This is a genomic window from Photobacterium sanctipauli, from assembly GCF_003026495.1.
Taxonomy (GTDB): Bacteria; Pseudomonadota; Gammaproteobacteria; order Enterobacterales; family Vibrionaceae; genus Photobacterium; species Photobacterium sanctipauli.
Genome location: NZ_PYMA01000014.1, coordinates 47,769 through 73,314 on the forward strand (window position 1 = coordinate 47,769; position 25,546 = coordinate 73,314).

Below are 25,546 nucleotides of genomic sequence, written 5' to 3' on the forward strand. Positions count from 1 at the left end.
GAGCGTCATGCCATGGAGCAGACTATCAAGGTGAGAGCCGCAAACCTGACGGAGTTGGATTGGGTTGACGGGCAATATGACAAAGTAGGCTTCAAGCGTTCAACAGGTACTAATGAGCTGATTGCCATTGTTGAGGTAAACAATGTACCGGTTGGGTTGGGGCGATTACAACATATTGAACCATCTGTTGCTGAGATGGGGGGAATTTATGTTGATGAAAACTATCGCGGATTAGGGTTGGCAGCAAAAGTTGTGGAATACCTGATCACACACTCAACGCAATACACAGTGCTATATTGCTTGCCATTTTCTCCTCTCGCGCATTTTTATAATGGGTTTGGGTTTAAATCGGCTGAGAATTTACAAGATATTCCAAAGCCAATTTATGAAAAGTACCTATGGTGTAATCAAACTTATAATGATGAAGTGCTGTTGTGTGTTTTAAATAAATAGAAAATGAACCTTAATTAGAAAAATTTGTGATCGCAATCTAATTTAATTATCTTGCCATCAATATTGTGATTACTTGTTGTGGCAATTATTAAATTTTTTACTCATCAAGTTTGTTTTAACTGTTGATGATGTTAGTTACCGAAAAATAAAACCCCAGCCGAGGCTGGGGTTTGTTATGGGGTATATCAAAGAAACTTATTTGTCGTACGAGGCTTCACGTACTTTTGCTTCTTCTTCCCACTTAGGAATAACGTTTTGTAGGAAGTCTTCTTTTTCAGCTTCCATCGCTTCCATATCCATACCAAGTGCTTGCTGTGCTTTTAGCTTGGTAGAAATATCAGGGATTTCTACAGGCTCAGTGATGCCCTTGGTTGCCAGTAGGCGAACAACTTGGGTACGTGCATCACTTGCCTTATCAATGGCAGTACCCAGTACGCGTAGTGCAACCTCAGGCGCGTGCATGTGTACACCGTGAGAAGCAATTGCATAGTCCCAACGCCATTGAGCGTGACGGATGTCTGTTAGGATTGGCTTCATTTCTTCTTCGGTTGCACCTGCATCCCATGCTGCTTTTGCTTCAAAGTGAGCGGCAACAATTTGCTTCTCAGCACGAAGCTTCATTTCTAGTACCTGTGCTTTACGAGTAGAGACAATGCCTTGTAGTGTTGCTTTGTCTTGGGTATGGCACTGGGCACAAGTATCTTCGAAACGGTCGAATGGGTTGCCGATCTTGTGATCAGTGAACACAACACCGTCTTCGTTTTGTACTTTAGGCATGTGACAGTCAATACAAGTCACGTCGTTCTTACCGTGGATACCATCTCGCCAAGTTTCGTACTCAGGGTGCTGAGCTTTGATCATTGGTGCCTTAGATAGGCCGTGAGTCCAATCGGCAAAGCCTAGGTTGTCGAAGTAGATTTCCATTTCATCAACGCCAGTACCAAGATCCCACGGGAACTTGACTGCGTTGTGGCTTTCTTTCTGGAAGTAGTACTCAACGTGACACTGGCCACAAACCTGGGCTTGCTGGTCAAGGCGAGACTGGTCTTCAAATTTCTTGCCAATCGCTTCCATCGCACGCTCAGCATATGGGCGTGAAAGGGCTAGGGCAGGCTTGCCTTGCTTGAAGTCTTCGCTGTTGGTGTTGTGACAGTCAGCACAACCGATGGTGTTGCTGATTTCAGAACCTAGGCGTGCCCACTTACCTTCAAAGTAGCCATCTTCGCCACGTTCGTTGATTACACGTGCAACGTCAGGGCTTTTACAGCTCCAACATGCCATTGGCATTGGGCCTGAGTTTTCGTCTTGCGGGCTACCGGTACGCAGGGTATTACGTACATCGTCAAGTGCATAGAAATGTCCGCGAGCCTTGTTATAGTCTTTTGCGAAGCCGTAGCCAGCCCACAAAATAACCATGTTAGGATCGCCTTCAAGAGCATCTTCGATATCTTCACTTTCCTTGGTTGCTTCCCAAGTTAAGTATTGATCGACATGCTCTTTCGCATATGTTGAATTGCGCGCCTCTATATGAGCTTTCTCGGCTTCTTCAGAAGCAGCCTGAACCCCAGTAGATAGAAATATTGCAGACAACAAAGCTGCAACCGCGGCAGTGTTTCTCGTCCAATTACTCACAGTGTGTTACTCCATAATTCTAATTATTAATAGAGCCAAGCGTTGTGAGAGCGGCCATTGATGAATAAGAATTGGAGATCATGGTAAGGATAGCAAAAAGATGACTGTTCGCATTTTAAAGCAAAAAGTTTATTGTTTTGGATCAATTGTGAAAAATTAAGAATGGGATTTGGTTTATATTTATAACTATATACCCCTTTTTGGGTATTTAGGGGTAGGTGAAATGCTGCTTCATACCTCTTTGTAATTAGAATAAATAAAACAGCATCTTATCCCGTTCATTTAATTGATCTAAATCAGTAAATCGGCTTATTCAATCCTTCCTTAGTGGTATTTATTAATTGATGCATGTTTTCACATCTTGAAATATCGTTTAATATTAATGTTGTTAAGCGTTGTGGCTTATTGTTGATGAAAATAAGAATCGATATCAATTAAGGTGTTTTTACACTGGTATTTATCGGTGCATTTCGTTGCACTTAACTCTTTATATCAACGCCTATTACTTTTATTCAAAAGTAATTATGGAAGATGAAAAGGTGAAAAATGGGCAATTATAAAGTAGCCCTAAATAGCATGGTGACGTTATTTGTTGCGATGTGTATTTGGGGTTTCTCAATCAATGTTGCCGCAGACTCACAATCGACAGAAGCCACAGCAGCAAACTCTTCTGTTAGCCAATCTGAGTCAGGTAGACATGTTGTCGATTTTATCCGTGACCGTGATTACGCGTGTACGCAATGTCACAAGGATGAAAAAGACATGCTTAAAGGCGCTCATAGTGAAGCGCTACATCCCGAAACCAGTCGAAGCGTTACTTGTGTCGACTGCCATAGCAATATCGGCAAAAACCACCGTGTAGATGGTTCTGTTGTGACTAAATTTGCACCGTCGCAATCCGTTGCGGGCAGTGAGAAGCCGGCAAGTGACGTGGCTTGGATCACTAAGCAAAACGAATCATGCATGAACTGCCATGAGCCTAAGCTATTAAGCGAAGCTGACTGGACCCATGATGTGCATGCATTAGATCTGTCTTGTGCATCTTGCCATAACATCCACCCAGAAACTGATCCAATGAAAGCGATCGAGAGAAAGCCAAGAATCAAGCTTTGTGTCGACTGCCACTCTGATCAGATAAAAGAAGAGTAGGGGCGATTATGACGTGTTCAAGACGTAATTTTTTGGCAGGCGCTGGTGCAGTTATTTTTACAACAGGTGTTGGCGTTAATGCCCTTGCTGGCCGCAAGACATTAGCCAATACAATGGAAGACGGTAAGAAGCGCTATGGCATGGTACACGATGAAACATTGTGTATTGGCTGTACAGCGTGTACCGACGCGTGCCGTGAAGTAAACGATGTACCTGAAGGGGTTTCCCGCTTAGAAATCGTTCGCAGTGAGCCTCAGGGCGAATACCCGAATGTTGACTACAAGTTTACGCGTATCTCTTGTCAGCATTGTGAAAACGCACCTTGTGTGCATGTTTGCCCAACGGGTGCTGCATTTAAAGATGAAGAAAACGGCATTGTTGATGTCGATAACTTCAAGTGCGTAGGTTGTGGCTACTGCTTAGCAGCTTGTCCTTACCAGATCCGTTTCTTCAACCCTGAAACAAAATCTGCTGATAAGTGTGACTTCTGTAAGAAGACTAACTTGAAAGAAGGTAAGCAGCCGGCTTGTGTTGAATCATGCCCAACGAAAGCGCTGACTTTCGGTGATCTGAATGATCCGAATAGTGAAATTAGCCAGCTGATCGTTGAAAAGCCTGTGTATCGCCAAAAAGTGGAACTAGGGACTCAGCCTAAGATGTTTAAGGTGCCACATGGAAAAGGGGAGATAAAAGGATGAGTACATTTGCAGATGCCTTTTATTTTGATTCGCTAGTGTGGGACTGGATCATCGCGGTATACCTATTTTTAGCCGGTATGTCTGCGGGTGCAGTTATGATTGCCATTTACCTTAAGCGCAAGGTGATCGAAGGTGACCCGAGCACCAATGGGATTATTAAGGCAACGGCCATTCTTGCACCGTTCGGTATCATCGTCGGCCTGCTGATCTTGGTATTCCACCTGACGAAGCCGTGGTCGTTCTGGAAGATCATGATCTTCTATAACCCGAGCTCGGTGATGTCGATGGGTGTCATCCTGTTCCAGGTTTACATGGTTGTGTTGTTCGCTTGGATTGCCATTATCTTTAAAGATGAGCTGATGAAGCTGCTTAACGGCCGCTTCCCAATTGTTGATAAGGTAATGGGCGTGATCACCCGCTTTGAAAATAGCCTTGAGCTGTTCCTTGGTTTCTTGGCATTGATCCTTGCGGCATACACTGGCTTCCTACTATCTGCACTACAGACATATCCGCTACTGAACAACCCGGTACTGCCAGTACTGTTCCTGTTCTCTAGCCTGTCTTCTGGTGCGGCTGCGTGTATCTTGTTTGGTGTGGTGTTCTTCAAGGAGTCAGCGCACAGCGCAAGTACGCAATGGATCCACAAGTTTGAGCGTCCAGTTGTGATGTTTGAGCTGTTTATTATCTTTGCGTTCTTCACTGGCCTTTACTTTGGCGGCGGCCAGAGCACGGCAGCAGCCATGGCAGCTATCGGTGGCGGCTTCTGGGCATCTTGGTTCTGGTATGGGGTGATTGGCATGGGAATGCTGGTACCACTTGGCCTGAATCACTTTAGTCCAGCGGGCGTTCGTCATAACAAGGCATTTATTATGCTGGTAACGACCTTAAGTTTGATCGGGGTACTGATGTTACGTACCTTCATCCTTTATGCTGGTCAAATGACAACGCTGTAACACGTAGTATTATAATCGCCACGGCATGCGCTGTGGCGATTACTGAAAGGAAACACAATGCTCCCTGAAGTTGGACATTTTGCCCTAATCGTAGGGATGGTTTTAGCAATTCTGGGTTCTCTTGTCCCAGTTGTTGGTTTAGTCAAAAAGGATTCATACCTTACCCGCTACGCTTGGCCGTTAAGTTATGGCGCCTTTATATTTATCGCGATCTCTATATTCATCCTCGGGGCAGGGTTTGCACTGGACGACTTTTCTGTTGCCTACATTACCCATCATTCTAATACCCAGTTACCTGTTTTCTTCAAGCTAGCCGCGGTATGGGGCGGGCATGAAGGGTCATTTCTGTTCTGGCTTTTCTCCTTGGCATTCTGGGCTGCGGCGGTGGCTTGGGTTTGTCGTAAGCGGGATGAAGCCTTTATGGCTCGGGTACTGATCACCCTCTCTGTCCTTGTCGCTTTATTCAGTGCATTCGTATTATTTTCCTCGAACCCGTTTGAGCGGCTATTTCCGGTACCAATGGAGGGGCGGGATCTTAACCCGATGCTGCAAGATGTCGGCCTCATTTTCCACCCGCCAATGCTGTACTTGGGCTATGTCGGTTTTGCTGTCAGCTTTGCCTTTGCGGTGGCGGCATTGACCTCAAAAGAAGCGCAAACTAACTGGGCGAAGTGGAGCCGACCGTGGACGCTAGCGTCCTGGGTATTTCTTACCGGCGGTATTGCTTTGGGCTCGTGGTGGGCGTATTACGAGCTAGGCTGGGGCGGCTGGTGGTTCTGGGATCCGGTTGAAAATGCCTCTTTGATGCCTTGGCTAACCGGGACAGCCTTGTTGCACTCACTGATGATAACGGAGCAACGACGGGCCTTGATTGGTTGGAGCTTGCTACTGGCTATTTTTACCTTCTCGTTGAGCTTGTTGGGCACTTTTATTGTTCGTTCAGGCGTGTTGACTTCGGTCCATGCTTTTGCGGTTGATCCAACCCGTGGAGTCATCTTACTGTCGATTCTGGCGTTGATCTTGGTGGTTGCACTCAGCCTGTTTGCCATTAAGTCGGCACAGTATTTTGTGCCGGCAAAGTTTGGTTTCCTATCGAAAGAAGCCATGTTCATGATTGGCAATAGCTTGTTTGCTGTTGCGACTATCACCGTACTATTGGGCACCTTCTATCCCCTTGTTTTCCAAGCGCTGGGAATGGGGAACATTTCGGTGGGCGCCCCGTATTTCAATGCCATGTTTGTGCCGATGAGTTTCGTGTTGTTTTTCTTCATGGGCTTTGGCGTGTTGATCCGTTGGCATCGTGTCACCATGGATGATTTGATCACCCGAACATTGGCGCCAATGTCGGTCTCGATCGTTCTGGGCGTTGCACTGTCGGTGATGTTTGAGCGTGGGGTGAATATTGTTGTTTGCTTTGCCTTTATTACCGCGATTTGGGTTGCTTTTACTGCCTTGCAGGCTTTCTTTCTTCGGGTTAAAAAACGTCGCTCGAAGGGCTTGAACGGTATCGTTTGGAAGCAGGCGGCAATGGTGATTGCCCATGTCGGCGTGGCTATTAGCATTATTGGTGCGGCCTTGGTAAGCCACTACGATATAGAAACCAGCGATAAGATGGGGCCGGGTGATAGCGTCCAACTGGGTGAGTATACGTTTACCTACAATGAGACCGAGTTGCTTATCGGGCCGAACTATACCGCAGAGCAAGCCAATATCTTGGTGACCAAAGATGGCAAGCTAGAGGCCGTTATCAAGCCACAGCGTCGTCACTATGCGGTACGTACCATGAACATGAGCGAGCCGGGTATCAAGTGGTACTGGCATGGTGATTTATACATTACCATGGGTGAAAAGCTTAACCGGACTGATTATGCCATGCGCATCCAATACAAGCCGTTTGTTCGTTGGCTGTGGCTGGGTGGTGTGCTAATGATGATCGGTGGCGCGATGGCTGTATGGAGCCTGAGAAAAGGGAAGGTTTCCCATAAGCAAATGGCGCCAGCGAAAACCATCGTGGTATGGAAGTAGCGGCATGGTATATATAAAGGACGTAGTAGCCCGATAAACTGCCTATGAAAAAAGTAACTCGTTTTATTCCGCTGATTGCCGTGATCGCTGTTATTGGGATCATTGCTGTCTCAATGAGCAATGATCAACCTTCTTCTTTGGCAAGGGTAGAGAAGACGCCTATTCCACAGTTCCAAGTGCCGACGTTTTCACCAACAGCAGTGCTTGCCAGTGAGTCTATGTTCAAAGACAGGCTGACGCTTTTGAACGTTTGGGCGTCGTGGTGTGCAGTGTGCCAGTCAGAGCACCCGTTCTTGATGTCCTTGGCTGAAAGCAAGCGTATCGACATCGTCGGGTTAAATTACCGAGATAGCATGATTGACGCCCGTGGCATTTTGCAGCGTACTGGCAATCCTTATCACACTGTTTTGTATGACCCTAAGGGGCAACTGGCGTTGGATTTAGGAGTATACGGTACGCCGGAAAGCTATTTGGTCGATCAGCAAGGCAATATCCGCTACCGTTATTCGGGGGCACTGGATGAGCAAATTTGGCAGGAACAATTTGAGCCTGTGATTCAATTGATTAAGGAACAGCAAGATGCAAGCGTCAGTGGTTGATGGTTCGATGAAATCGCATGGGCGTGGTGTCAGGGCATTCATAGGGTTAGTGTTAGGCGGGCTGGTCTCTTTACTGGTTAGCTTGAGCTTTACGGCTTCGGCGCAAGTTGATCAGATTTTTGTTGGTGCTGACAGCAAGGTTGTCGAAAGTGTAGAAACCTTCAAGTTCCGCTCCCAAGCGGATCAGCGACGTGCCATTGAGCTTTCTCGTCGACTTCGCTGTCCACAATGCCAGAACCAAAACCTGATTGAATCCAACTCTCCGGTAGCAAAAGATTTAAGGCTAGTTGTTTATCAGATGGTGAATAAGGGTAAGACAGACAGTGAGATTGTCGAATACATGACTTCTCGCTTCGGGGATTTTGTGCTTTATAAGCCAAGGTTATCACCACAGACTTACTTGTTGTGGGGGGGGCCTATCCTGCTCGTCTTAATTTTTGGTGCCATTATTTTTGTGACAGTCCGCCGGCAGCAGCGCTCGGCTGAAAAGGAAGTTTAAGTGCTCAAATCTATCCACCATGCGGCCATCATTTGTTCCAATTATGCCGTTTCCAAACACTTCTATGTTGATATTTTAGGCTTGAAAGTTTTTGCTGAACATTACCGAGAAGCACGGGATTCATTCAAGTTAGATCTTGAATTGCCGGATGGTAGTCAGATTGAGTTGTTTTCTTTTCCTAACCCGCCTGAGAGGGTGAATGCGCCAGAGGCAAGGGGATTGCGGCATTTGGCTTTTGCGGTTGATTCGGTAACGCAGGTCGCCAGTTATCTAGAAAGCCGTGGCATAGAGGTGGAGCCCATCCGTGTTGATGAATGTACCGGTAAACAGTACACGTTTTTCAAAGATCCGGATGGACTGCCGCTCGAACTGTATCAAGCTGGGGGAATTGGCTTATAAGGATCAGTCCGAGCTGGGTATTAGGTGCTAGTTTAAAATGCCTGTTAGCAGGGCTGCAAAGACAAGGCTTGCAACACCGTAGAAGCCGAACTCAATGCGCGACTCGGTAGCCGTCATCTCGTCTGTCGACTTGGCGGTTGCCATGGTGAAGAATGACCCACCAGATAGGCCAATAAGCAGGACGATAAGGCCAAACAGCAATCCTTCAATTAAAAATGTTAATTCCATCTAAATGTCCTTGTAGCACGGGATAATACACTTGACGTGGAATAATACACAGCTAATTGCATTTGGCAATCGATAAATTTCGAGATTATACCTAGTATAAACAGGGTTTTAATTACTTATTGAGTTGCTTTGCATTCATATGCATAAAAGCATTTAAAAACACAAAAGTATGAAATGGCTTGATAAGTTTGATTGTGGTGAAAAAGGAATGAGCCCTAACGAGTAGGGCTCAGGTTTTAGTCATCGTGAATCGATAACGATAGATTTATACCTTATTGGTATATGCGGGGCCGTTAGAAGCAGGTCTCGACAAATTGGTGAACATTATGCGCTTCATCGGCGACACAAATGTATTTCCACTTATCGAAGGTTAGGCAAGGGTGAGATGTTGAGAAGGCGATAATATCACCAACTGCAAGATCACTGCCTTCTGGAACCGTCACGAAGGTGTGCTGATCCATAATGGCCGTTGCGACTAAGCCCTGCACGGCGATTTCTGCACCATCACGGTATCCACGCTCTGGGATCGGTAGGCCAGCATCAAATGCTACATCGCGCTTGCCCAAGCCGATCACGGCTTTGTTTGGCTCCGGTCGAGAAATAACGTAAGCCCATACTTCAAGGGCCGACTCAAGGTTGCCACCCAAATCACAAGCATAGCCTTGGTTCTTCTGGGCGCGCGCCATCACCAGATCCTGTGCATCTTGGTAGATACCCGTATCGTGGATCAGGTAGCAGCCTGGACGAATGATGGCATTGAGATGCTGACAAGCAGCGAAGCTTTCTGCCACAACGTCATACCATGCTGAACCGGCACCGGTAACAATCGGGTGCTGTTCTGTGATCAACTTGTTTTCCGCCAGTTTCTCAACGGTTTTCACCGTTGTGGCCAGAAACTGTCGAATATCGTCCTCGGCGTTATCACCGTGGATCACGCCTTCGTAAACTTCAAGGCCGGCGAGGTTGAGGCTATCCAGTTGGCTGACATGCTTGGCTAGGGCAACCACTTCTTCAGGGTTGCGGCAACCACAGCGACCACCTTCAACACCAAACTCAATCAACACATTTGGCTTAACGTCGTGTTGGCTGAAATATTGATGTAGCTGATCAGCATTTGCCACCGAATCAACACAGCAATAGAAGTTCACACCGTATTGTTCAATGGTTTGTTTCACCATTGCCATGTTGGCTTTACCCACAAGCTGGTTTGCCATCATGATGTTTTTTGCCCCAGCTTCCGCAGCAACTTGTGCGTGTGGTGCTGTCGCGACTGTCACTCCCCATGCGCCAGCTTCGAGTTGTTGTTCGAAGAAGGCAGGTGTCATGGTGGTTTTACCATGCGGCGATAGTTTTACCTGGTGGTGGTTGGCGAATTGCTGCATCCACTTAAGGTTGTTCTCAAGCGATTGTTGCTTGATCACTGCTGCAGGTAGGCTGATCTCCTCGGTAATTAGGCTGTATTTTCCCTCCGTTTTTTCATCCACCCATACCCCTTTGGTGCCTGCGGGAAATTTTTTGTGATGGATCTCTTGGTATTTACTAACATGCTTTTTATTTGCTTGGGTCATTTATTATTCTCCTAACATAGCCTTCAGGCCTTGTTATTACTGCTTTAGAGCGGTTTGATAATATTACTGGTGTTAGAAAGTATCAAACATTGCTGGTTGTTTTGTGCTGTTTCTCACTGTTTTACCCAAGCCCTGAATTTATTATTTGTCTTGTCGAGAGAAAGGTGAAAGCCGTGACAATCGAAGTTGATATTGTTTCAAGAATTACAGAACGCTTTTCGCAGTTACGCGAGGCAGAAAAGAAAGTCGCCCGACTGGTCATCGATGATCTAGCCGGGGCTTCAGGGGCAAGTATTAGCCAACTTGCTGAAGAAGCGGGTGTGAGTGAAGCCACCATTACCCGATTTGCCAAAGCGGTGGGTTGTAAGAACGTACGCGATTTGAAGTTAAAGCTGGCACAGTCATTGGCGATAGGTCAGCGATTTATACACGAAGCACCAGACCAATCAGGTATTCAAGGTGTCTACGAGTCAATCAAGAACGTTATCAATATCAACCGCAAGATTGTTAACGAGGATGACATCGCGACAGCCGTCGACTTGCTACAAAACGCCCGCCAGATTCTGGCAGTGGGAATGGGAGGCGGCTCGACCATGTTATCCCAAGAGCTTCAGTTCCGTTTGTTTAGGTTGGGTTACCCTGTCACAGCCTATAACGATGGCCTGCTAGCTCGAATGGTTGCCTCAACGGTTGACCCAAACGATGTGATGGTAGTGATTTCTGCCACGGGTTATACCCCTGAGGTTGTGGAGCCTGCTTCGATAGCAAAACAATACGGCGTGAAAGTGATTGCGATTACGCCAAAAGATTCACCACTGGGTGAACTGAGTGATTTAGTTCTGCCTGTAGTGACGAAAGAGACAGATTTTATCTACAAACCATCGGCCTCGCGTTACGCGATGATGGCATTGATAGATGTATTGTCGACAGAGCTTGCCTTGAGCCACAAGCGTCGTACCAGAGACAAGTTACGACGATTAAAACTGGCGCTGGATAGCCACCGAGGTGGTGAAGATAGGCAGCCTCTCGGCGATTAACCGCCACCGAAAGTCATGCATTTCGGGAGCGGTAATGAAGTAGCAGTTAGAGAGAAGGAAGAGTCATGCAGTTCGATACCGTTTTCCGAAATGTACAAGTTGTAGACGGCACAGGTGCCGATCCTTACAACGCAGATGTCGCAATTAGTGGGGATCGTATTGCAGCCATTGGGGATTTAGCGGGTTGCGAAGCATCGCAAATTATTGATGGTGCAGGCAAAGCATTGGCACCAGGCTTTATTGATGTGCACACCCATGACGATACCAATGTGATTCGATTTCCGGAGTGCTTACCGAAGATCAGCCAAGGTGTGACCACCGTTATTGTTGGCAACTGCGGGATCAGCGCTTCACCAGCGGTACTGGCAGGTGATCCGCCGGATCCAATGAACCTGCTTGGTAAGCAGCAAGATTTTAAATACCCGAGCTTTGCTTCTTATGCGCAAGCCGTGACTCAAGCCGAGCCTGCCGTGAATGTGGCAGCTTTGGTGGGCCATACCACCTTGCGTAATAACGAAATGGATGACTTGTTTCGCCCAGCGTCAACAACTGAAGTACAGGCTATGAAGCGCCAGTTGCACGAGGCGATGGAGCAAGGGGCACTGGGATTAAGTTCGGGTTTGGCTTATGCCACTGCCAAACAAGCGCCAACCGAAGAGGTGATGGCGCTGGTGGAAGAGTTGGCTGAGTTCGAAGGGATTTATACCACCCATATGCGCACTGAATTCGAGCAGATTTTGGAAGCAATGGAAGAGGCGTTCAAAACGGGTAAACACGGCAAAGTGCCAGTGGTTATTTCACACCTAAAGTGTGCCGGTGCGGGTAACTGGGGCCGTACCGTAGAAGTACTTGACTTGATGGAAAAGACGGCGCAGCACCAAGATGTGGCTTGCGATTGCTACCCGTACTCTGCCAGCTCTTCAACGCTCGATTTGAAGCAAGTGACGGGTGAGATCGATATTTTCATCACTTGGTCTGAAGCGCATCCTGAGTATGCGGGCAAGATGCTTAAAGATATTGCTGCCGAGATGGCGTTGCCATTGATGGAAGCAGCTAAGCAACTTCAGCCAGCGGGTGCGGTTTACCACTGTATGGATGAGGCCGATGTTGAGCGGGTATTGAAATACCGCTTAACCATGGTGGGTTCAGATGGCTTGCCGAATGACCCGCATCCACACCCAAGATTATGGGGCTCTTTCCCACGCGTTTTGGGTTACTACAGCCGTGAGCGTCAGTTGTTCAGCCTAGGGCAGGCGATTCACAAAATGACGGGTATGTCTGCTAAGCGCTACTGCTTAAAAGACCGCGGAGAGATTAAACAAGGAGCTTACGCTGACATAGTGCTGTTCGACCCGAACACCATTATCGACATCGCAAGCTTTGAAAACCCGATTGCGGCGGCAAAAGGCATCGACGCAGTCATGGTTAACGGTTCTATCAGTTATCAGAAAGGCCAGGTTTCGGAACAACGTTCTGGTCGATTCTTATACCGTCATCAAGCATAGCTTGGTGGCACCCAAATTGATGGCGAATCAACGTGATACGCTGTTATTGAAGTAAAGACTTATTTGATAAGTAACAAGAAGTTGGAGAAAAAATTATGACTATCACACGCTATGGCATCGAAGGCGGTACAGGTACTGGCGGTCAGCACCTTCCATTTGCGCGTGCAACTCAAGCGGGTGGTTTCCTGTATGTTTCAGGCCAGACACCAATGACCGACGGAGAAGTTGTCGAAGGCGGCATTATTGATCAGTCTCGCTTGGCAATTCAGAACTGTGTCGACATCATGGAAGAAGCAGGCTACGGCCTTGAAGACGTAGTACACGTAAAAGTTGTACTGACTGATTCACGCTACTTCCAGTCGTTTAACAAGGTATTTAAAGAGTTCTTCGGCGCCAACCCTCCTGCACGTATCTGCATGGTATGTGATTTGGTTGTAGACGTTAAAGTTGAAGTAGACGTGACTTGCTACCGCGAAGATCGCCGCTAAGACGCTTCATTATCGGTAAGCCTTCTGATGAATAACCGTACCAAAGAGTACTTGAAGGCTTGCTGAAATCGCCTCCAAAAGAAAGCGATAACAAGAAAAAAGGGTTGGCAAAGTACCAACCCTCATAAAGACGTAAAACTGATAACGATCAGTAAGTCCAACCAATGACTGGCTGGCAAAATCATGGGGTAGTGAGTGAGAGTCGCTATCCACAAGCAAATAAAAGCAATGACGGATTATAAGAGGGATGGGATGAACAGTACACTTTTTCTCACCGGATTCGGTGCATATGTGGTTTTTTTAATCTGGTTAGGTTGGTTCGTTTCTCGTAACCAAAAGTCAGGTGAAGATTTCCTACTTGGCGGTCGTGGCCTACCTTTGTTCCTAGTTCTAGGTACAACTGTTGCGACCATGGTAGGTACTGGTTCAAGTATGGGTGCGGTAGGTTTCGGCTATGCAAATGGCTGGGCTGGTGCACTTTACGGTATCGGTGGTGCAATCGGTATATTGTTGTTGGCATACTGGTTTGCCCCAGTACGTAAGCTGAACTTCATGACCATGAGTGAAGAGCTGTCGTACTACGTTGGTGCCAACAAAGTGGTTAAGAATGTTGTTGGTATCTTGATCTTTGTCGCTTCGATTGGTTGGCTTGGTGCGCACATCCTAGGTGGTGGTATGTACCTGGCTTGGATCGCCGACATCGAGCTAAACACAGCGAAACTGATTATTGCAGCAGCATTTACGATTTACGTTGTAATCGGTGGCTACACCGCGGTTGTATGGACAGACACCATTCAAGCAGTGATTCTATTTGCTGGTTTCATCTTGATGGCAGTGCTATCGGTTAACCACATCGGTGGCCTAGATAACCTATATGCTGCAATGGACCCTGCTGCGGTAAGCTTCCTAGGTATTGATAAACTGGGTGTTGTACCTGCGGTATCTTTGGCGATGGTGGTGGGTGTCGGTATCCTAGCAACACCTTCATTCCGTCAGCGTATCTACTCGGGTAAAGACGTGAAAACAATTCGCCGTTCATTCGTGATGTCGGGCGTGCTGTACATGTTCTTCTCAATCATCCCTGCGGTTATCGGTATGTCTGCACATGCGATTAACCCAGAACTGAACAATGCGAACTTTGCTTTCCCATACGTGGCAGCAACAGTACTACCAGTTGGTATCGGTATGATTGTATTGATTGCCGGTCTGTCTGCGACGATGTCGAGTGCGAGTTCGGATGCGATTGCAGGTGTTTCTATCCTACTACGTGACATCTACATCATGTTCACTGGCAAAGTGCCTTCTAAAGATAAGATGGTAACTTACTCGCGTTATGCACTGGTTATCTGTATCGGTCTAGCACTGCTGTTCGCCCTAACGTCAAACGACATCATCGGCTACATCACTAAGATGATTTCGACAGTGATGTCAGGCATGTTCGTGTGCGGTATGTTGGGTCGCTTCTGGGGTCGCTACAACTGGCAGGGTGCGCTAGCAACACTGGCAGGTGCATCAGCAGCGTCTTTCTCTGTCATGCTTAACGCTGACTGGTCAGCATTCTGGGGCAACCCAGTAATCCCATCAGTACTAACAGCGTTGACGGCAGGTGTGGTAGTGAGCCTAATCACACCAGCGAACAAGGTAACGAAAGAAGAAGCGAAAGCGATTCTGGATGCCGAGCGTGCAGCGATGGAGCAAATTGAGCAAGCAACTGTCGACGCTCAACCAGCCACTGCAAAATAATCTTCTAAAACTCGTCAAAATGCAGGCCTTTATGATGATGTAAGGCCTGCATCTTCAATTACGCTTTTAGTACAACATGAACAATTAAAAGGGTGGCAGTGTGAAAATTGCATTTTTCGGTGAATGTATGGTTGAACTGAGCGGTCAGCCACTACAGCGTACTTTTGGTGGTGATACGCTTAATACCGCCTTGTACTTATCTCGATTGGGTGCGTCTCGTAGTATTGCTGTCAGCTACGCAACAGCGTTAGGTGTCGATAAAATCAGCCAAGACATGCTTAGCTCATGGCAGGCAGAGAATATCGATGTGTCTATGGTACGAAAGCTAGAGAACAAACTACCGGGTCTGTACCTTGTAGAAACCGAGCCAAGCGGTGAGCGTCATTTCCATTACTGGCGTAACGACAGCGCGGCTAAATTTTACTTTTCTGTTGATATGACGCCCCTTGAGCGTGCCATTGAACGCCATGAGTTCGATGCGCTTTATATCAGCGGGATCAGCATTGCTATTTTGGCGGAAGACGCCAAGGCAACATTGATTACCTTACTTGAAAAACACAAGGCCAATGGCGGCAAGGTGTTATTCGATAATAACTTCCGACCACAGCTGTGGACAGCGAAGCAAGCCCAATATTGGTATGCACAAGTGCTGCCTTTCGTCGATATTGCACTGATCACCGAAGATGATGACCATCTGGTTTGGGGCGATGATGATATTGTTGAACGTTGCCAGCGTTTGGGTTGTGGTGAAGTCGTGATTAAACGTGGCAGTGAGCCTTGCAAGGTGGTTTGTGGCTTACAGTCTGAGCGGTTAGAAACCTACTATATCGCGGCAAATAAAGTCGAAAAAGTGGTGGATACCTGTGCTGCTGGCGACTCATTTGCAGCAGGCTATTTGGCGGGCCGCTTGAGCGGAAGCTCAGAGACGGCATCAGCAGAACTGGGGCACCAGTTGGCTTCAATAGTTATTCAGTATCCTGGGGCGATTATTCCGTCTCAAGCAATGAATTCGTTAATGTAAAAGGAATAGAAAAAAGATGTCAGCGCAACTTATCGAACAACTGAAAGCCTTTAAAGTTATCCCTGTTATTCAAATCAATAACGTGGAGCAGGCGGTACCTTTGGCTAAAACCTTAGTAGAAAATGGCCTTCCAGTTGCCGAAGTGACATTCCGTACCGAAGCTGCTGCCGAAGCCATTCGTTTAATGCGTGAGGCATACCCTGAGATGTGCATTGGTGCAGGCACTGTGCTTAATGCCGAGCAGGTTGATCGTGCGATTGAAGCTGGCGCTGAATTTATGGTTGCACCGGGTCTTAACCCAAATACGGTTCGTTACTGCCAAGAGAAAAACGTGCCTATGGTACCGGGTGTCAATAACCCAAGCCAGGTTGAGCAGGCGCTAGAACTCGGGCTGACTTTCTTGAAGTTTTTCCCAGCAGAAGCATCTGGTGGTATTAACATGATTAAGTCGCTGTTAGCGCCTTACGGAGACATCAGCTTTATGCCAACGGGCGGTATTGGTAAAGCCAATGTACGTGACTACTTGGCTGTCGATCGCGTGCTATGTTGCGGTGGTACTTGGATGGTATCACCTAAGTTAATTGAAGCGGGCGATTGGGACGAAATTGGTCGCTTGGTACGTGAAGCGGTAGAGTTGGTTAACGACTAATATTAGCGACTGAACGATACCAACCCATCAAAACCTGACTAGATATTTAATGGGGTTAGCCTTAATTGAAAAGCCACTGCATGCGACATGCAGTGGCTTTTTGTTTGCTTCAGAAATCGTAAGGGTGTTACCAAAACGGTTTTGCCAATCCCTACAAAAATCAGCTCAAAAGATGTGTAGCCTTAGTTAAACTGGCATGAATCCACTTTGCCGTCAGCACCAAAGTTAAGGTATAGGTTCTCCCATGTTTGGCTCTGATTATCAAAATAGGCTAGGCATGAGCCATTGTTTATTTCTGTCTTAGCTTTAGAGCCATTACTGATGATGACATCGATGCCTTTCACTGCTGATGCGATTTCTGCTGAGTATTTATCAGCATATTGGCTAAGTAAGACAATTTTATTGATACCCTGGGTATAGAGACGATCGACAGAATGGGCGAGGAGCGCCATGTCTTCAGCTTCAGGCTGGGTGTCGCTATACAGGCTCTGGTTAATAAGGGAAAGATAGGCGATGCGCTCAGCACCCACGGTTTGAATAAATGCATCGGCGCGAGATTTCTCTCGGTTATAAGCGAAAACATGGGCACCATATTGCTTTAAACCGAAATGAATATTGCTGGCGATGATTGCTTGGTGGGCGCCATAGGTAGATGTCGAACTAGACTCTGGGTCACTAAATAATGCGTTGGGGTTCAGCACTAATGCGGTGACATAGGAAAAAGCTGGCGTTAACAGAGGGACTTGCTTGTTTTGATCGGAGTAGAAACCGATGTGTTGAGCATTATAAATCGCCGCATGGTCGTAGGCTTGTTGCATGTTTTCTTGCAACCAATGGTGAACAGACTCTTCGTGGTAGTAGCCATTAACTAACATGCTCTTAGGTGCTTGGGTAATATAGCTAATGGCGATGTTTGTTTCTTTATGTTGCTTCGGGCTACAGGCTGCCAGTAGCAAAATAGAAAAAAAGATAGGGATGATAAGCAGAGTACGGGTCATGTTCAAAAAGAGCAAAGTGTGAGCTGGGTCGCTATTTTCTAGTAATGTAGGACAAATTACAAGCTGCTAGTATAGCTTTGAACACTGCAATTTTACGCTTAGTTTCTTGCAGATAAGAGGTTTAACATCGGTTGATGGGCGGGAAGTGAACGGAAATAGCCTTTTATTCGATATTTTGTACATATATCAGTCAATTAAATATTTTTTTGAGATTTTTTGTTGACTCAATCTCAGCATTCCGTAGAATGCAACGCATACCAACGACGACGAGTTGTTGAGTATTCAGAGGCGCGTTGGCAGAGTGGCTATGCAGCGGATTGCAAATCCGTGGACCTCGGTTCGACTCCGGGACGCGCCTCCATTCTCTCTTAGAGAATATTAAGCGACACTAGCTCAGCTGGTAGAGCGCAACCTTGCCAAGGTTGAGGTCACGAGTTCGAACCTCGTGTGTCGCTCCAAATTAAAGTCTCATGATGTAATGTGGTGGGATATAGATGGTGTTTAACTTTTCAGTTAGCGCATCGCAATGAATTGCGTGCCCTGGTGGTGGAATTGGTAGACACAAGGGATTTAAAATCCCTCGACGTTCGCGTTGTGCCGGTTCAAGTCCGGCCCGGGGCACCATCTTACAAAGTCTGTTATTCTTAAACTAAGAATTCAGCATGCGACACTAGCTCAGCTGGTAGAGCGCAACCTTGCCAAGGTTGAGGTCACGAGTTCGAACCTCGTGTGTCGCTCCAAACAAAAGAATCCCGACATTTGTCGGGATTTTTTTTGCCTAAAATTCACGAGTTCTCACCTACTTAAAATAATACGCAGCGCCAATATAGTAAGTCCCAAGAAACACATCACTTTCTACATCTTTGAAGCGCCTGTTCTCGACGTTAAAGCCGTCACCCTCATAAGCAATTCTTACAGTCAGATCGTCCAGTTGGCTGACGACATACTCAGCGCCGATGCCAAAGCGAATCGCGACACCGCTATCATCTTCCAAGATAGGTTGGGATTGGCTCAGGTTGAGTGCAGAAAGGCCAACTAAGGCAAAAGGCCTTATGCCATTAGAGAAGCGGTGGCCAAGGTTGGCGGTTAATGCAAGCGCTGTCGGCTCGAACTTATAGCGGTCAATACGCTCGATAGTACCGTATGAGGTGTAGCTCGCTTCGAGCTTCCAGCGAGAGGAAAATTGATACCCAGCTAGGATTTTCCAGCTCTTATCATCCGATCGAATATCATCGGTATCTCCGGTCGTCCAGTCATCTTCTTCATAGCTGGTTTTGCCAAAACCAACACCAAAATAGAGGCCTTTATGGTCGTTCTGTGCTGCTTGGGCCGAAGGTGCCATGCTGACCACGGCGACTGAAGATAAAAAAATAACAAATAACTTATTCATTACTACGTTAGTTGTTGGGGTGAGCACTAATTATAGAAGTTGACTGGTATCGCTAAGTCTCTAATACGAGAGTGGTAGATGTGTATTGCGCGTTGGTTGTAGAGATTTGATTACCATTGGAATTCTCTATACATTTGATATGTTTGATATAGATTAATTAATTGTTAATGGCTCATGGGCAGGGATAGCAATGAAATTAAATTGTGATATGGGTGAGAGTTTCGGCCAGTGGAAGATGGGCAATGATGCTGCGGTGATGCCTTGGGTTGATATGGCAAACATTGCTTGTGGTTTTCATGCGTCAGACCCGGATCATATGTCTGAAACCGTTATGCTTGCGAAAGCGCATCAGGTGGATGTTGGCGCACATCCAGGTTATGACGACAAGGAAGGGTTTGGTCGCCGCTCGATACCGCATTCGCACCAAGCCATAGCTAACTTGGTGGCCTACCAAGTGGGGGCACTTAGCGCAATTTCACAGTATCACGGGGTAGAGGTGAGCTATGTAAAACCTCATGGTGCATTGTATAACGACATGATGGCTGACGAAGGTATCTTTACAGCCATTGTTGAATCGGTTTCTAAACTGAACCTAAATCGCAAAACACCGCTAAAGCTCATGATCCTGGCGCGAGTGGATAACACTGCTTATTCGGCATTGGCAAGCAAGTACCAAGTTGAGCTGTTATTTGAAGCGTTTGCTGATCGTGCTTATGACGAGCAGGGGTTGCTTGTTGCTAGAAGCTTGCCTGGTTCGGTTTACCATGACAGCACCCGTATCAGGCAGCAAGTGGCTGAATTTTCAGCTGGCTATGTCACCACAATATCTGGGACTAAATTAAAGCTGCGTGCAGATTCGATTTGTGTTCATGGTGATAATGACGAGTCGATAGCAGTGGTGAAAACCCTGCATGGGGATCTCCATCCATGATCCGGATAGAACCTGTTTCTGAAACCAATGCCATTATTTATCTGGGTGACGAAATTGATTTGGCGTTAACACCTCAAATTGGTGAATTGACCGTATTTCTTACTAGGTTAAACCCAGAAGCGATAGTGGAAGTGATCCCGTCTTATACTTCGGTGCTGGTGCAGTTTCGGCCGCAGTTGATGACCCATGCAGAACTGAAACAGGCTATTGAGGGATTTAAAGCAAGGCTTTCAATGGCGACTAATTCAACCGGTTCGCCAGTACCCAAGGGCAAACTGATTGAGCTACCCGTGTATTACGATTTGGAAACCGGCCCAGACCTCCAGCTTATTGCGGATGCCAAGGGCATCAGTGTTACACAAGTTATTGAGACCCACAGTAAACAAGACTACACCGTTTGTGCGATTGGCTTTGCGCCAGGTTTTGCCTTTCTGGCTTCCGTTGATGAGGCCATTGCCACACCACGCCACTCGACACCTAGAAAACGATTGCCGGCAGGGAGTGTGGGAATTGCCAACAGTCAAACCGCCGTGTACCCGGCAGATTCACCTGGCGGTTGGCAAATCATCGGCAATTGCCCACTTTCGCTGTTTAATCCCGACAGCACACCGATGTCACCTTTTAATGTTGGCGATACCGTTCGATTTCTCCCGATAAGCCGCGAAAAGTTTATTGAGCAAGGAGGGGAAATATGGCCGGATTGGAAGTAGTTCACGGTGGGATGTTAAGCCTTGTGCAGGATCTGGGTCGCTTAGGTGTGGGCGAACATGGTTTGAGCCAAGGTGGCTCTGTCGATCTACATGCCCATTGCTGGGCAAATTATTTGTTGGGGAATGATCCGTTATCTCCCGTTATTGAAGTCACTTTAGGTAAGGCGCAATTTAGGGCAACAGAGAGTTGCCTTGTTGTGATCACCGGCGCAGAGATGTCGGCTACGGTTGATGGTACTCCCGTGTCTAATTGGCAAAGTTTTATGCTCAACAAAGGGCAGGTATTGTCATTTGGTTTTGCCAGAAAAGGGTTGAGGGCGTACCTTGCAGTCGCTGGTGGGTTTGAAGTAGCAGACACCCTTGGCAGTTGTGCAACGGTGCAACGCAACCAGATGGGTGGGTTAAGCAAGGGCAGCCCCTTAGATAAAGGCGATCTTTTACCTATCTCGCCAAGTGAGGCTTCAGGTAACAGTAATCGAACTGCGGGGCAGTCTTTGGCTTACCATTATATTCCAGAGTACGCTGATACCATTACATTACGAGTAATAGAGTCATACCAGCACGCGCTGTTTTCAAAAGATGAAAAAGCAGCCTTCTATCGCAATGTCTATACTGTCAGCCAAGAAACGGATCGAATGGGATGTCGTCTAGAAGGGCAGGCCGTATCAACATTGGCGGGTGGTATTGTATCTGAGGGGATTGCGTTGGGAGCTATTCAGATCCCGCCGAATGGGCAGCCGATTATATTGCTTAATGACAGGCAAACGCTTGGTGGCTACCCGAAACTTGGCTGTGTAGCCCGTGTTGACCTCTTTAAATTAGCGCAGGCCAAGCCGGGTACATCGGTTCAGTTTGTCAACGCTGACTTTGATGAAGTTGCTCAAGAATGGCTGGCCTATACAAGGTTCTTCGGTTTACCTTTGTAGTTTGTCGAGAGAAAAATTATTCATCTAGTTTTAGGAGCACAATGTATATATTTGGTTACGGTAGTTTAATTAACCACCATTCAAGAACACGGACAGGACAAACAAGCGAAGCGTTACCAGTGACTGTTGAAGGTATTGAGCGTCATTGGGGTAAGATTGATAGTCGATACACTATTTCTCCATTGGTTGCCCGGATGGGAGAGGGGGAGTGCAATGGGGTGTTGATGCGAGTCTGTGATGTTGCATTAAAGCAATTTGACCAACGTGAAATGGGCTACCAGCGTATTGAGCTCGCTCCTGAGCAAATAGTCACAAACCATGATTTTGATAAGCGTCAGCCAATATGGGTTTATGTCAGATCTGAACACGAACCACCCTGCGAAGTACAACCTATTATGCAAACCTATGTCGATACAGTTTTAGCCGGCTGTTTGTCTATTTCTGAGTCATTTGCAGAAAAATTTGTCCAAACCACAAAGGGCTGGCATCATCCGTTGGAAAATGACCGTCATCAGCCAAAGTATGGGAATCATGCTGGGGTAGAAGAAAGCCATCTTGATCACATTGATCGTTTGCTGATGAGGGTTAGGCAAACCTGATCTGTATTTTAAGAAAACACCCATGGCTAAACCGAATAAGAAAGGCCCAACGAAAACCGTCGATATATTTTGTGCGGGCTGCAAAGCCCAACTCTATAAGTACCGAAAGGGCGGCAAAGGGGCGCTAGTGAAGTGTTTCAAAGAACGAATTGTCAAAGACTTCACCGTTGAACCTGCTACCTGCCCGCAATGCAATAAGGTATTTGCCCGTGATACCTTGGTACGTGGTGCGCCTGCATATAAGATGATAGGCGGCAAAGTGACAATGAAATAAGCCCAGTAAAGCACTAACAGGATCCAAGCGAACCGGTCGTAGGTGGTTTATGGCGTGATACTGGCTGTTGAATGAATGACTTGTGCTGCTTGAAGCCCGCTCTGTGGACAGCGGATCTTTTGGCTGAACATTACCGCTTTGAGGTTCAGGATTTTACGTTTGTATGTTGCCCTGACTAACTGGTAGTCGATGTCTGGTGAGAACCACAGCACGAGTTTTCTATCGCTCTTGCGGATTTGCTCGACGCGAATCGTGCTTATTTTGCCGAAGTTGCTGTTTATCGTTTCTCGCCCTTTGACTTGAAAGTAATAGTGGTTCACATCATCGGTATCTTGCAGCTTATAGCTGAATGTGGTTTTTCCTTCTATTAATGCCAATCGCATTTGCGTACCCAATGCATCACCATCGAGCAGCGGTAAATCATCGCTACTGAATTTCATGGTTTTGCCGTCACTGGTCACGGACGATTGCTTTGCATCTGCGGTAAAGCTTGCTTCGGTTTTGCCAGCAAGAATACCTGAAACTTCGCGATTAAAGCCCTTCGAAACAAATGAATTATGTACTTCTGACCAGTAAACCTGACTGTATTGCTTAAACTTGGTTTTGGTCATTAACACATCGACATTGCTGTATGAGCGTATTGTCGCCGTTGTGCCTTGCCAGCTTAGGCTCCGACTCAGCTGACCCACTTTAAGGTTATTGAAAAATAAATCATACGCGAATGTTTTCGAGCATTGATGAAAAGCCTGAGGCGGAGGTGCCGCAGAAGCTGGGGGGGAAATAAGGGAGCTGGAAAAGAGTGCAATCGCAAAAATGCTTGGATACACAAGGGAATAAGCCTGCACTCTACCTCCGAAATCTTAGCTTATCGCTTTAATCAAAAATAGCAGTGCAGGCTTTAATGTGCCAATTTCCCTTGGCTCGATAATTGGATAAAGCTTAATTGGATAAAGCTATTTGAGCAGGCGCTTGAGGATTTTGCCTGTCGCGGTCATAGGTAGCTCGGTAACCAGCTGGATATGGCGAGGGTATTTATAATCGGCAAGACGTTCTTTACCCCAGTTCATCAGTGCTTTTTCGCACGCTGTTGCACCTTCCTTCAAAATGATGAATGCCTTTGCTTCCTCACCATAAGTTTTATGGGGAATACCGATGACCGCGACCATATGAACGTCAGGGTGAGTCATGAAGGTCTCTTCGATATCTCGAGGGTAGATATTAAAGCCGCCCCTGATAATGACTTCTTTTAGTCGATCGACCACGTATACGTACCCTTCGTCATCCATTCGAACAATATCGCCAGTATGTAGCCAACCATCGATAACAGTTTTTGCGGTTTCTTCCGGCTTCTTGTAATAGCCTTTCATGACATTATGGCCGCGTACTAATAGCTCGCCTTCTTTACCTCGAGGGACCTCGTTGCCTTTATCATCAACCACTTTCATGGTGACACCAGGAAGGGGTTGCCCGATGCTGCCAGGCTTACGCTTGTATTCCAGATGGTTGAACGCCGCCACAGGAGAAGATTCAGACAGCCCATAGCCCTCGATAACTGGGACGTTGAGCTTGGCTTCAAATTGCTTGAGAATTTCCACTGGCATCGATGAGCCGCCAGAGATAGCGACTTTTAGGGTGCTAGCCACTTCGGCAATTTCATCCCCTCCATGTCTTTCAGCATAAGTCAGCAGACCGATGAACATGGTCGGTACACCGGCGATGTGGGTTACCTTATGCTCTAGCATCAGTTGGATGACTGTTTTAGGGACAAAACGCGGTACCAGTACCAAGGCGCTGCCTGCGAGAATCGATGTGTTCATGATGAGCGACTGACCAAAGGTATGGAACAGCGGCAATATGGCCATGCTGACGTCTGTGCCTTTTTGGTTGGTGAGCGCTTGGCACGCCTGTGCGTTGCATAGCATGTTACTTTGGCTTAGCTCGGCACCTTTGGCTCGGCCTGTTGTACCAGAGGTATAAAGGATCACACATGAGTCTTCGGCGTGACGGTAAATGGCATCGAAATCATCAAGCTCAGATGCCAACCATTGGTTAAAGCTGTGTGCACCCTCTGGTAGCGGAGTACCCGCGCCTGATTCAATGGAAACGAAGTGTTGGCAACTTGGGGTTTGTTGGAAACCCTCAAAGCAGTATTCGCCGCTTGGTAGGGCACTATTGCCCTCAAAGCTGATCAGTGCGACAGCGTCTGAATCGTCAAGGTGGTAAGCAACTTCGGCACCTTTTAGCATGATATTCAGTGGTACAGTTACCGCCCCCACCTTTTGAATCGCATAGTAGCCAATCACAAATGCAGGCGTATTTGGACAAGAAATGGCGACTTTATCATCAGGTTGGATGCCGAGCTGAACAAGGTGATTAGCCACCTTGTTGACCATGGTGTTTAGCGTTTTGTAATTGATTTTTTGTTCGCCAAAGATGAGCGCAGTGTCATTGGCACGGAAGTTGGCGTTGCGTTCTAGGTTCGTCGCTAAATTATACATAGTGTATTGAGATGTTATGAATGACGAGGACCATTTTAATATAAAAAAGGTGGAACTTGCTGATAACTTGCGAATATGTCTCTTTTTTTAAGGCAGGACGAATTTTTTATGACAATAGATATTCAAGGTATTCAATGAGTTATTGCTAGCTTATATGTTACCCCTCTCTGTAATAAGTACGGCTTATTCTTAACTTGCTGATTATATGTGACTAATTTTGAAATCGGCACAGACTAATTCAATGAAACTTTGATGTCGTTTATTTGACGATCTTGATCTAGGCTTCTATTTTTAGTTGGGTTTAACTGACAGAGGTGTGGAAGATGAAGAAAATGAACTCGGCCTATCGCTTGCAAATCATCAAAGAAGTCGCGACTCGTAAACAGTTAATAGCAGATGGTGATCCGATGGCTTGCCACATATCTCAGTTATTAAACTCCAAGCATGAAAAGACGGAAGTGGTTGAAAAGCATTTCAATGGCTGCCATTACGATGATGCCGTTGGCGGTTGGGTGAGTAACCTATGGGATGCGAAAAAATAATAGCAGCAATACCAAATGAGTGACGAGTCACT

The 25,546-nt window shown here is 46.7% G+C and carries 27 protein-coding genes and 4 tRNA genes; 24 read left to right on the plus strand and 7 right to left on the minus strand.

Annotation, left to right across the window (positions count from 1 at the left end):
* Window positions 1–12: 12 nt before the first annotated feature.
* Window positions 13–453, plus strand: coding sequence for a GNAT family N-acetyltransferase (locus tag C9I98_RS18905; protein ID WP_107272345.1), 441 nt, complete (start codon window positions 13–15; stop codon window positions 451–453).
* Window positions 454–648: 195 nt separating this feature from the next.
* On the opposite strand, the gene nrfA is transcribed toward C9I98_RS18905, so the two are convergent.
* Window positions 649–2,085, minus strand: coding sequence for an ammonia-forming nitrite reductase cytochrome c552 subunit (gene nrfA, locus C9I98_RS18910; protein ID WP_107272346.1), 1,437 nt, complete (start codon window positions 2,083–2,085; stop codon window positions 649–651).
* A gap of 546 nt (window positions 2,086–2,631) precedes the next feature.
* On the opposite strand from nrfA, the gene nrfB reads away from it, so the two are divergent.
* The 7 genes from nrfB to gloA2 are packed head-to-tail and all read left to right on the plus strand — an operon-like array spanning window position 2,632 to window position 8,407.
* The gene (nrfB, locus tag C9I98_RS18915; protein WP_036830951.1) at window positions 2,632–3,234 is read left to right on the plus strand and encodes a cytochrome c nitrite reductase pentaheme subunit; all 603 of its coding nucleotides are present in this window, start codon (window positions 2,632–2,634) and stop codon (window positions 3,232–3,234) included.
* Between the two features lie 8 nt (window positions 3,235–3,242).
* Window positions 3,243–3,932, plus strand: coding sequence for a cytochrome c nitrite reductase Fe-S protein (gene nrfC / locus C9I98_RS18920; RefSeq protein WP_036830953.1), 690 nt, complete (start codon window positions 3,243–3,245; stop codon window positions 3,930–3,932).
* A complete protein-coding gene (gene nrfD, locus C9I98_RS18925) occupies window positions 3,929–4,885 on the plus strand; it encodes a cytochrome c nitrite reductase subunit NrfD (RefSeq protein ID WP_036830955.1) in 957 nt (318 codons plus the stop codon). The genes nrfC and nrfD overlap by 4 nt, the downstream gene beginning before the upstream one ends.
* A 57-nt stretch (window positions 4,886–4,942) precedes the next feature.
* Window positions 4,943–6,910: a heme lyase CcmF/NrfE family subunit gene (locus C9I98_RS18930; protein ID WP_036830956.1), complete on the plus strand. Its 1,968-nt coding sequence runs from the start codon at window positions 4,943–4,945 to the stop codon at window positions 6,908–6,910.
* 44 nt (window positions 6,911–6,954) lie between these two features.
* Window positions 6,955–7,509, plus strand: a complete 555-nt coding sequence (locus C9I98_RS18935) for a DsbE family thiol:disulfide interchange protein (RefSeq protein ID WP_036830958.1) — start codon at window positions 6,955–6,957, stop codon at window positions 7,507–7,509.
* Window positions 7,490–8,008, plus strand: a complete 519-nt coding sequence (gene nrfF, locus C9I98_RS18940; protein ID WP_245907190.1) for a heme lyase NrfEFG subunit NrfF — start codon at window positions 7,490–7,492, stop codon at window positions 8,006–8,008. Before C9I98_RS18935 ends, nrfF begins: the two co-directional genes overlap by 20 nt.
* Window positions 8,009–8,407 carry an SMU1112c/YaeR family gloxylase I-like metalloprotein gene (gloA2, locus tag C9I98_RS18945; RefSeq protein WP_107272347.1) on the plus strand — a complete coding sequence of 133 codons (399 nt, stop codon included), beginning with the start codon at window positions 8,009–8,011 and terminating at the stop codon, window positions 8,405–8,407.
* 27 nt (window positions 8,408–8,434) lie between these two features.
* Here the strand turns inward: gloA2 and C9I98_RS18950 are convergent, their stop codons facing one another.
* Together C9I98_RS18950 and C9I98_RS18955 are read right to left on the minus strand one after the other, a co-directional pair.
* Entirely contained in the window at window positions 8,435–8,635 is a 201-nt protein-coding gene (locus C9I98_RS18950) for a hypothetical protein (protein WP_036817040.1), read from the minus strand.
* 293 nt (window positions 8,636–8,928) lie between these two features.
* Window positions 8,929–10,203, minus strand: coding sequence for an amino acid deaminase (locus tag C9I98_RS18955; protein WP_036817042.1), 1,275 nt, complete (start codon window positions 10,201–10,203; stop codon window positions 8,929–8,931).
* Window positions 10,204–10,376: 173 nt separating this feature from the next.
* On the opposite strand from C9I98_RS18955, the gene C9I98_RS18960 reads away from it, so the two are divergent.
* The 6 genes from C9I98_RS18960 to C9I98_RS18985 all read left to right on the plus strand — a co-directional run bounded on the left by C9I98_RS18960 (window position 10,377) and on the right by C9I98_RS18985 (window position 16,646).
* On the plus strand, window positions 10,377–11,240 hold the full coding sequence (locus C9I98_RS18960; RefSeq protein WP_036817044.1) for a MurR/RpiR family transcriptional regulator: 864 nt from the start codon (window positions 10,377–10,379) through the stop codon (window positions 11,238–11,240).
* Between the two features lie 65 nt (window positions 11,241–11,305).
* Window positions 11,306–12,745, plus strand: a complete 1,440-nt coding sequence (locus C9I98_RS18965; RefSeq protein WP_036817046.1) for an N-acyl-D-amino-acid deacylase family protein — start codon at window positions 11,306–11,308, stop codon at window positions 12,743–12,745.
* A 95-nt stretch (window positions 12,746–12,840) separates the two neighbouring features.
* Window positions 12,841–13,233, plus strand: coding sequence for a RidA family protein (locus tag C9I98_RS18970; RefSeq protein ID WP_036817048.1), 393 nt, complete (start codon window positions 12,841–12,843; stop codon window positions 13,231–13,233).
* Between the two features lie 252 nt (window positions 13,234–13,485).
* Complete coding sequence (locus tag C9I98_RS18975) at window positions 13,486–14,976, plus strand: sodium:solute symporter family protein (RefSeq protein WP_036817051.1); 1,491 nt, start codon at window positions 13,486–13,488, stop codon at window positions 14,974–14,976.
* Window positions 14,977–15,103: 127 nt separating this feature from the next.
* Window positions 15,104–15,997, plus strand: coding sequence for a sugar kinase (locus C9I98_RS18980; protein WP_173424661.1), 894 nt, complete (start codon window positions 15,104–15,106; stop codon window positions 15,995–15,997).
* A 16-nt stretch (window positions 15,998–16,013) separates the two neighbouring features.
* On the plus strand, window positions 16,014–16,646 hold the full coding sequence (locus C9I98_RS18985; RefSeq protein WP_036817055.1) for a bifunctional 4-hydroxy-2-oxoglutarate aldolase/2-dehydro-3-deoxy-phosphogluconate aldolase: 633 nt from the start codon (window positions 16,014–16,016) through the stop codon (window positions 16,644–16,646).
* A gap of 182 nt (window positions 16,647–16,828) precedes the next feature.
* On the opposite strand, the gene C9I98_RS18990 is transcribed toward C9I98_RS18985, so the two are convergent.
* Window positions 16,829–17,644, minus strand: a complete 816-nt coding sequence (locus C9I98_RS18990) for a bifunctional UDP-sugar hydrolase/5'-nucleotidase (protein WP_036817057.1) — start codon at window positions 17,642–17,644, stop codon at window positions 16,829–16,831.
* Window positions 17,645–17,931: 287 nt separating this feature from the next.
* On the opposite strand from C9I98_RS18990, the gene C9I98_RS18995 reads away from it, so the two are divergent.
* From C9I98_RS18995 to C9I98_RS19010, 4 genes are all read left to right on the plus strand, one after another.
* Window positions 17,932–18,005, plus strand: a tRNA-Cys gene (locus tag C9I98_RS18995).
* 21 nt (window positions 18,006–18,026) lie between these two features.
* Window positions 18,027–18,102: transfer RNA gene (locus C9I98_RS19000), tRNA-Gly, on the plus strand.
* A gap of 79 nt (window positions 18,103–18,181) precedes the next feature.
* Window positions 18,182–18,268: transfer RNA gene (locus C9I98_RS19005), tRNA-Leu, on the plus strand.
* Window positions 18,269–18,308: 40 nt separating this feature from the next.
* Window positions 18,309–18,384, plus strand: a tRNA-Gly gene (locus C9I98_RS19010).
* Window positions 18,385–18,443: 59 nt separating this feature from the next.
* Here C9I98_RS19010 and C9I98_RS19015 read toward each other — a convergent pair.
* The gene (locus tag C9I98_RS19015; protein ID WP_051902581.1) at window positions 18,444–19,034 is read right to left on the minus strand and encodes a porin family protein; all 591 of its coding nucleotides are present in this window, start codon (window positions 19,032–19,034) and stop codon (window positions 18,444–18,446) included.
* 190 nt (window positions 19,035–19,224) lie between these two features.
* Here C9I98_RS19015 and C9I98_RS19020 point away from each other — a divergent pair, with 190 nt between their 5' ends.
* From C9I98_RS19020 to C9I98_RS19040, 5 genes are read left to right on the plus strand one after another with little or no spacing between them, the layout of a single operon-like run.
* Window positions 19,225–19,965 carry a 5-oxoprolinase subunit PxpA gene (locus C9I98_RS19020; protein ID WP_036826349.1) on the plus strand — a complete coding sequence of 247 codons (741 nt, stop codon included), beginning with the start codon at window positions 19,225–19,227 and terminating at the stop codon, window positions 19,963–19,965.
* Entirely contained in the window at window positions 19,962–20,675 is a 714-nt protein-coding gene (gene pxpB, locus C9I98_RS19025) for a 5-oxoprolinase subunit PxpB (RefSeq protein ID WP_036826346.1), read from the plus strand. The genes C9I98_RS19020 and pxpB overlap by 4 nt, the downstream gene beginning before the upstream one ends.
* Entirely contained in the window at window positions 20,657–21,601 is a 945-nt protein-coding gene (locus tag C9I98_RS19030) for a 5-oxoprolinase subunit C family protein (RefSeq protein ID WP_036826343.1), read from the plus strand. Before pxpB ends, C9I98_RS19030 begins: the two co-directional genes overlap by 19 nt.
* A 41-nt stretch (window positions 21,602–21,642) precedes the next feature.
* Window positions 21,643–22,200: a gamma-glutamylcyclotransferase family protein gene (locus C9I98_RS19035; RefSeq protein ID WP_036826340.1), complete on the plus strand. Its 558-nt coding sequence runs from the start codon at window positions 21,643–21,645 to the stop codon at window positions 22,198–22,200.
* Between the two features lie 22 nt (window positions 22,201–22,222).
* Complete coding sequence (locus C9I98_RS19040) at window positions 22,223–22,474, plus strand: hypothetical protein (RefSeq protein ID WP_036826337.1); 252 nt, start codon at window positions 22,223–22,225, stop codon at window positions 22,472–22,474.
* Window positions 22,475–22,521: 47 nt separating this feature from the next.
* Here C9I98_RS19040 and C9I98_RS19045 read toward each other — a convergent pair whose 3' ends face one another.
* Complete coding sequence (locus tag C9I98_RS19045; RefSeq protein WP_342749928.1) at window positions 22,522–23,319, minus strand: DUF3108 domain-containing protein; 798 nt, start codon at window positions 23,317–23,319, stop codon at window positions 22,522–22,524.
* A gap of 108 nt (window positions 23,320–23,427) precedes the next feature.
* On the minus strand, window positions 23,428–24,972 hold the full coding sequence (locus C9I98_RS19050; protein ID WP_107272348.1) for a long-chain-fatty-acid--CoA ligase: 1,545 nt from the start codon (window positions 24,970–24,972) through the stop codon (window positions 23,428–23,430).
* Between the two features lie 323 nt (window positions 24,973–25,295).
* Here C9I98_RS19050 and C9I98_RS19055 point away from each other — a divergent pair, with 323 nt between their 5' ends.
* A complete protein-coding gene (locus C9I98_RS19055) occupies window positions 25,296–25,514 on the plus strand; it encodes a hypothetical protein (protein ID WP_036816110.1) in 219 nt (72 codons plus the stop codon).
* The last annotated feature ends 32 nt before the right edge of the window (window positions 25,515–25,546 follow it).

What these genes read in the sequence shown, in the direction of transcription:
- C9I98_RS18905 (WP_107272345.1), top strand. Translation starts at nt 13, where the DNA reads ATGGAGCAGACTATCAAGGTGAGAGCCGCAAACCTGACGGAGTTGGAT.
- nrfB (WP_036830951.1), top strand. Translation starts at nt 2,632, where the DNA reads ATGGGCAATTATAAAGTAGCCCTAAATAGCATGGTGACGTTATTTGTT.
- nrfC (WP_036830953.1), top strand. Translation starts at nt 3,243, where the DNA reads ATGACGTGTTCAAGACGTAATTTTTTGGCAGGCGCTGGTGCAGTTATT.
- nrfD (WP_036830955.1), top strand. Translation starts at nt 3,929, where the DNA reads ATGAGTACATTTGCAGATGCCTTTTATTTTGATTCGCTAGTGTGGGAC.
- C9I98_RS18930 (WP_036830956.1), top strand. Translation starts at nt 4,943, where the DNA reads ATGCTCCCTGAAGTTGGACATTTTGCCCTAATCGTAGGGATGGTTTTA.
- C9I98_RS18935 (WP_036830958.1), top strand. Translation starts at nt 6,955, where the DNA reads ATGAAAAAAGTAACTCGTTTTATTCCGCTGATTGCCGTGATCGCTGTT.
- nrfF (WP_245907190.1), top strand. Translation starts at nt 7,490, where the DNA reads ATGCAAGCGTCAGTGGTTGATGGTTCGATGAAATCGCATGGGCGTGGT.
- C9I98_RS18950 (WP_036817040.1), bottom strand. Translation starts at nt 8,635, where the DNA reads ATGGAATTAACATTTTTAATTGAAGGATTGCTGTTTGGCCTTATCGTC.
- C9I98_RS18955 (WP_036817042.1), bottom strand. Translation starts at nt 10,203, where the DNA reads ATGACCCAAGCAAATAAAAAGCATGTTAGTAAATACCAAGAGATCCAT.
- C9I98_RS18965 (WP_036817046.1), top strand. Translation starts at nt 11,306, where the DNA reads ATGCAGTTCGATACCGTTTTCCGAAATGTACAAGTTGTAGACGGCACA.
- C9I98_RS18970 (WP_036817048.1), top strand. Translation starts at nt 12,841, where the DNA reads ATGACTATCACACGCTATGGCATCGAAGGCGGTACAGGTACTGGCGGT.
- C9I98_RS18975 (WP_036817051.1), top strand. Translation starts at nt 13,486, where the DNA reads ATGAACAGTACACTTTTTCTCACCGGATTCGGTGCATATGTGGTTTTT.
- C9I98_RS18980 (WP_173424661.1), top strand. Translation starts at nt 15,104, where the DNA reads ATGGTTGAACTGAGCGGTCAGCCACTACAGCGTACTTTTGGTGGTGAT.
- C9I98_RS18985 (WP_036817055.1), top strand. Translation starts at nt 16,014, where the DNA reads ATGTCAGCGCAACTTATCGAACAACTGAAAGCCTTTAAAGTTATCCCT.
- C9I98_RS18990 (WP_036817057.1), bottom strand. Translation starts at nt 17,644, where the DNA reads ATGACCCGTACTCTGCTTATCATCCCTATCTTTTTTTCTATTTTGCTA.
- C9I98_RS19015 (WP_051902581.1), bottom strand. Translation starts at nt 19,034, where the DNA reads ATGAATAAGTTATTTGTTATTTTTTTATCTTCAGTCGCCGTGGTCAGC.
- C9I98_RS19020 (WP_036826349.1), top strand. Translation starts at nt 19,225, where the DNA reads ATGAAATTAAATTGTGATATGGGTGAGAGTTTCGGCCAGTGGAAGATG.
- pxpB (WP_036826346.1), top strand. Translation starts at nt 19,962, where the DNA reads ATGATCCGGATAGAACCTGTTTCTGAAACCAATGCCATTATTTATCTG.
- C9I98_RS19030 (WP_036826343.1), top strand. Translation starts at nt 20,657, where the DNA reads ATGGCCGGATTGGAAGTAGTTCACGGTGGGATGTTAAGCCTTGTGCAG.
- C9I98_RS19035 (WP_036826340.1), top strand. Translation starts at nt 21,643, where the DNA reads ATGTATATATTTGGTTACGGTAGTTTAATTAACCACCATTCAAGAACA.
- C9I98_RS19040 (WP_036826337.1), top strand. Translation starts at nt 22,223, where the DNA reads ATGGCTAAACCGAATAAGAAAGGCCCAACGAAAACCGTCGATATATTT.
- C9I98_RS19050 (WP_107272348.1), bottom strand. Translation starts at nt 24,972, where the DNA reads ATGTATAATTTAGCGACGAACCTAGAACGCAACGCCAACTTCCGTGCC.
- C9I98_RS19055 (WP_036816110.1), top strand. Translation starts at nt 25,296, where the DNA reads ATGAAGAAAATGAACTCGGCCTATCGCTTGCAAATCATCAAAGAAGTC.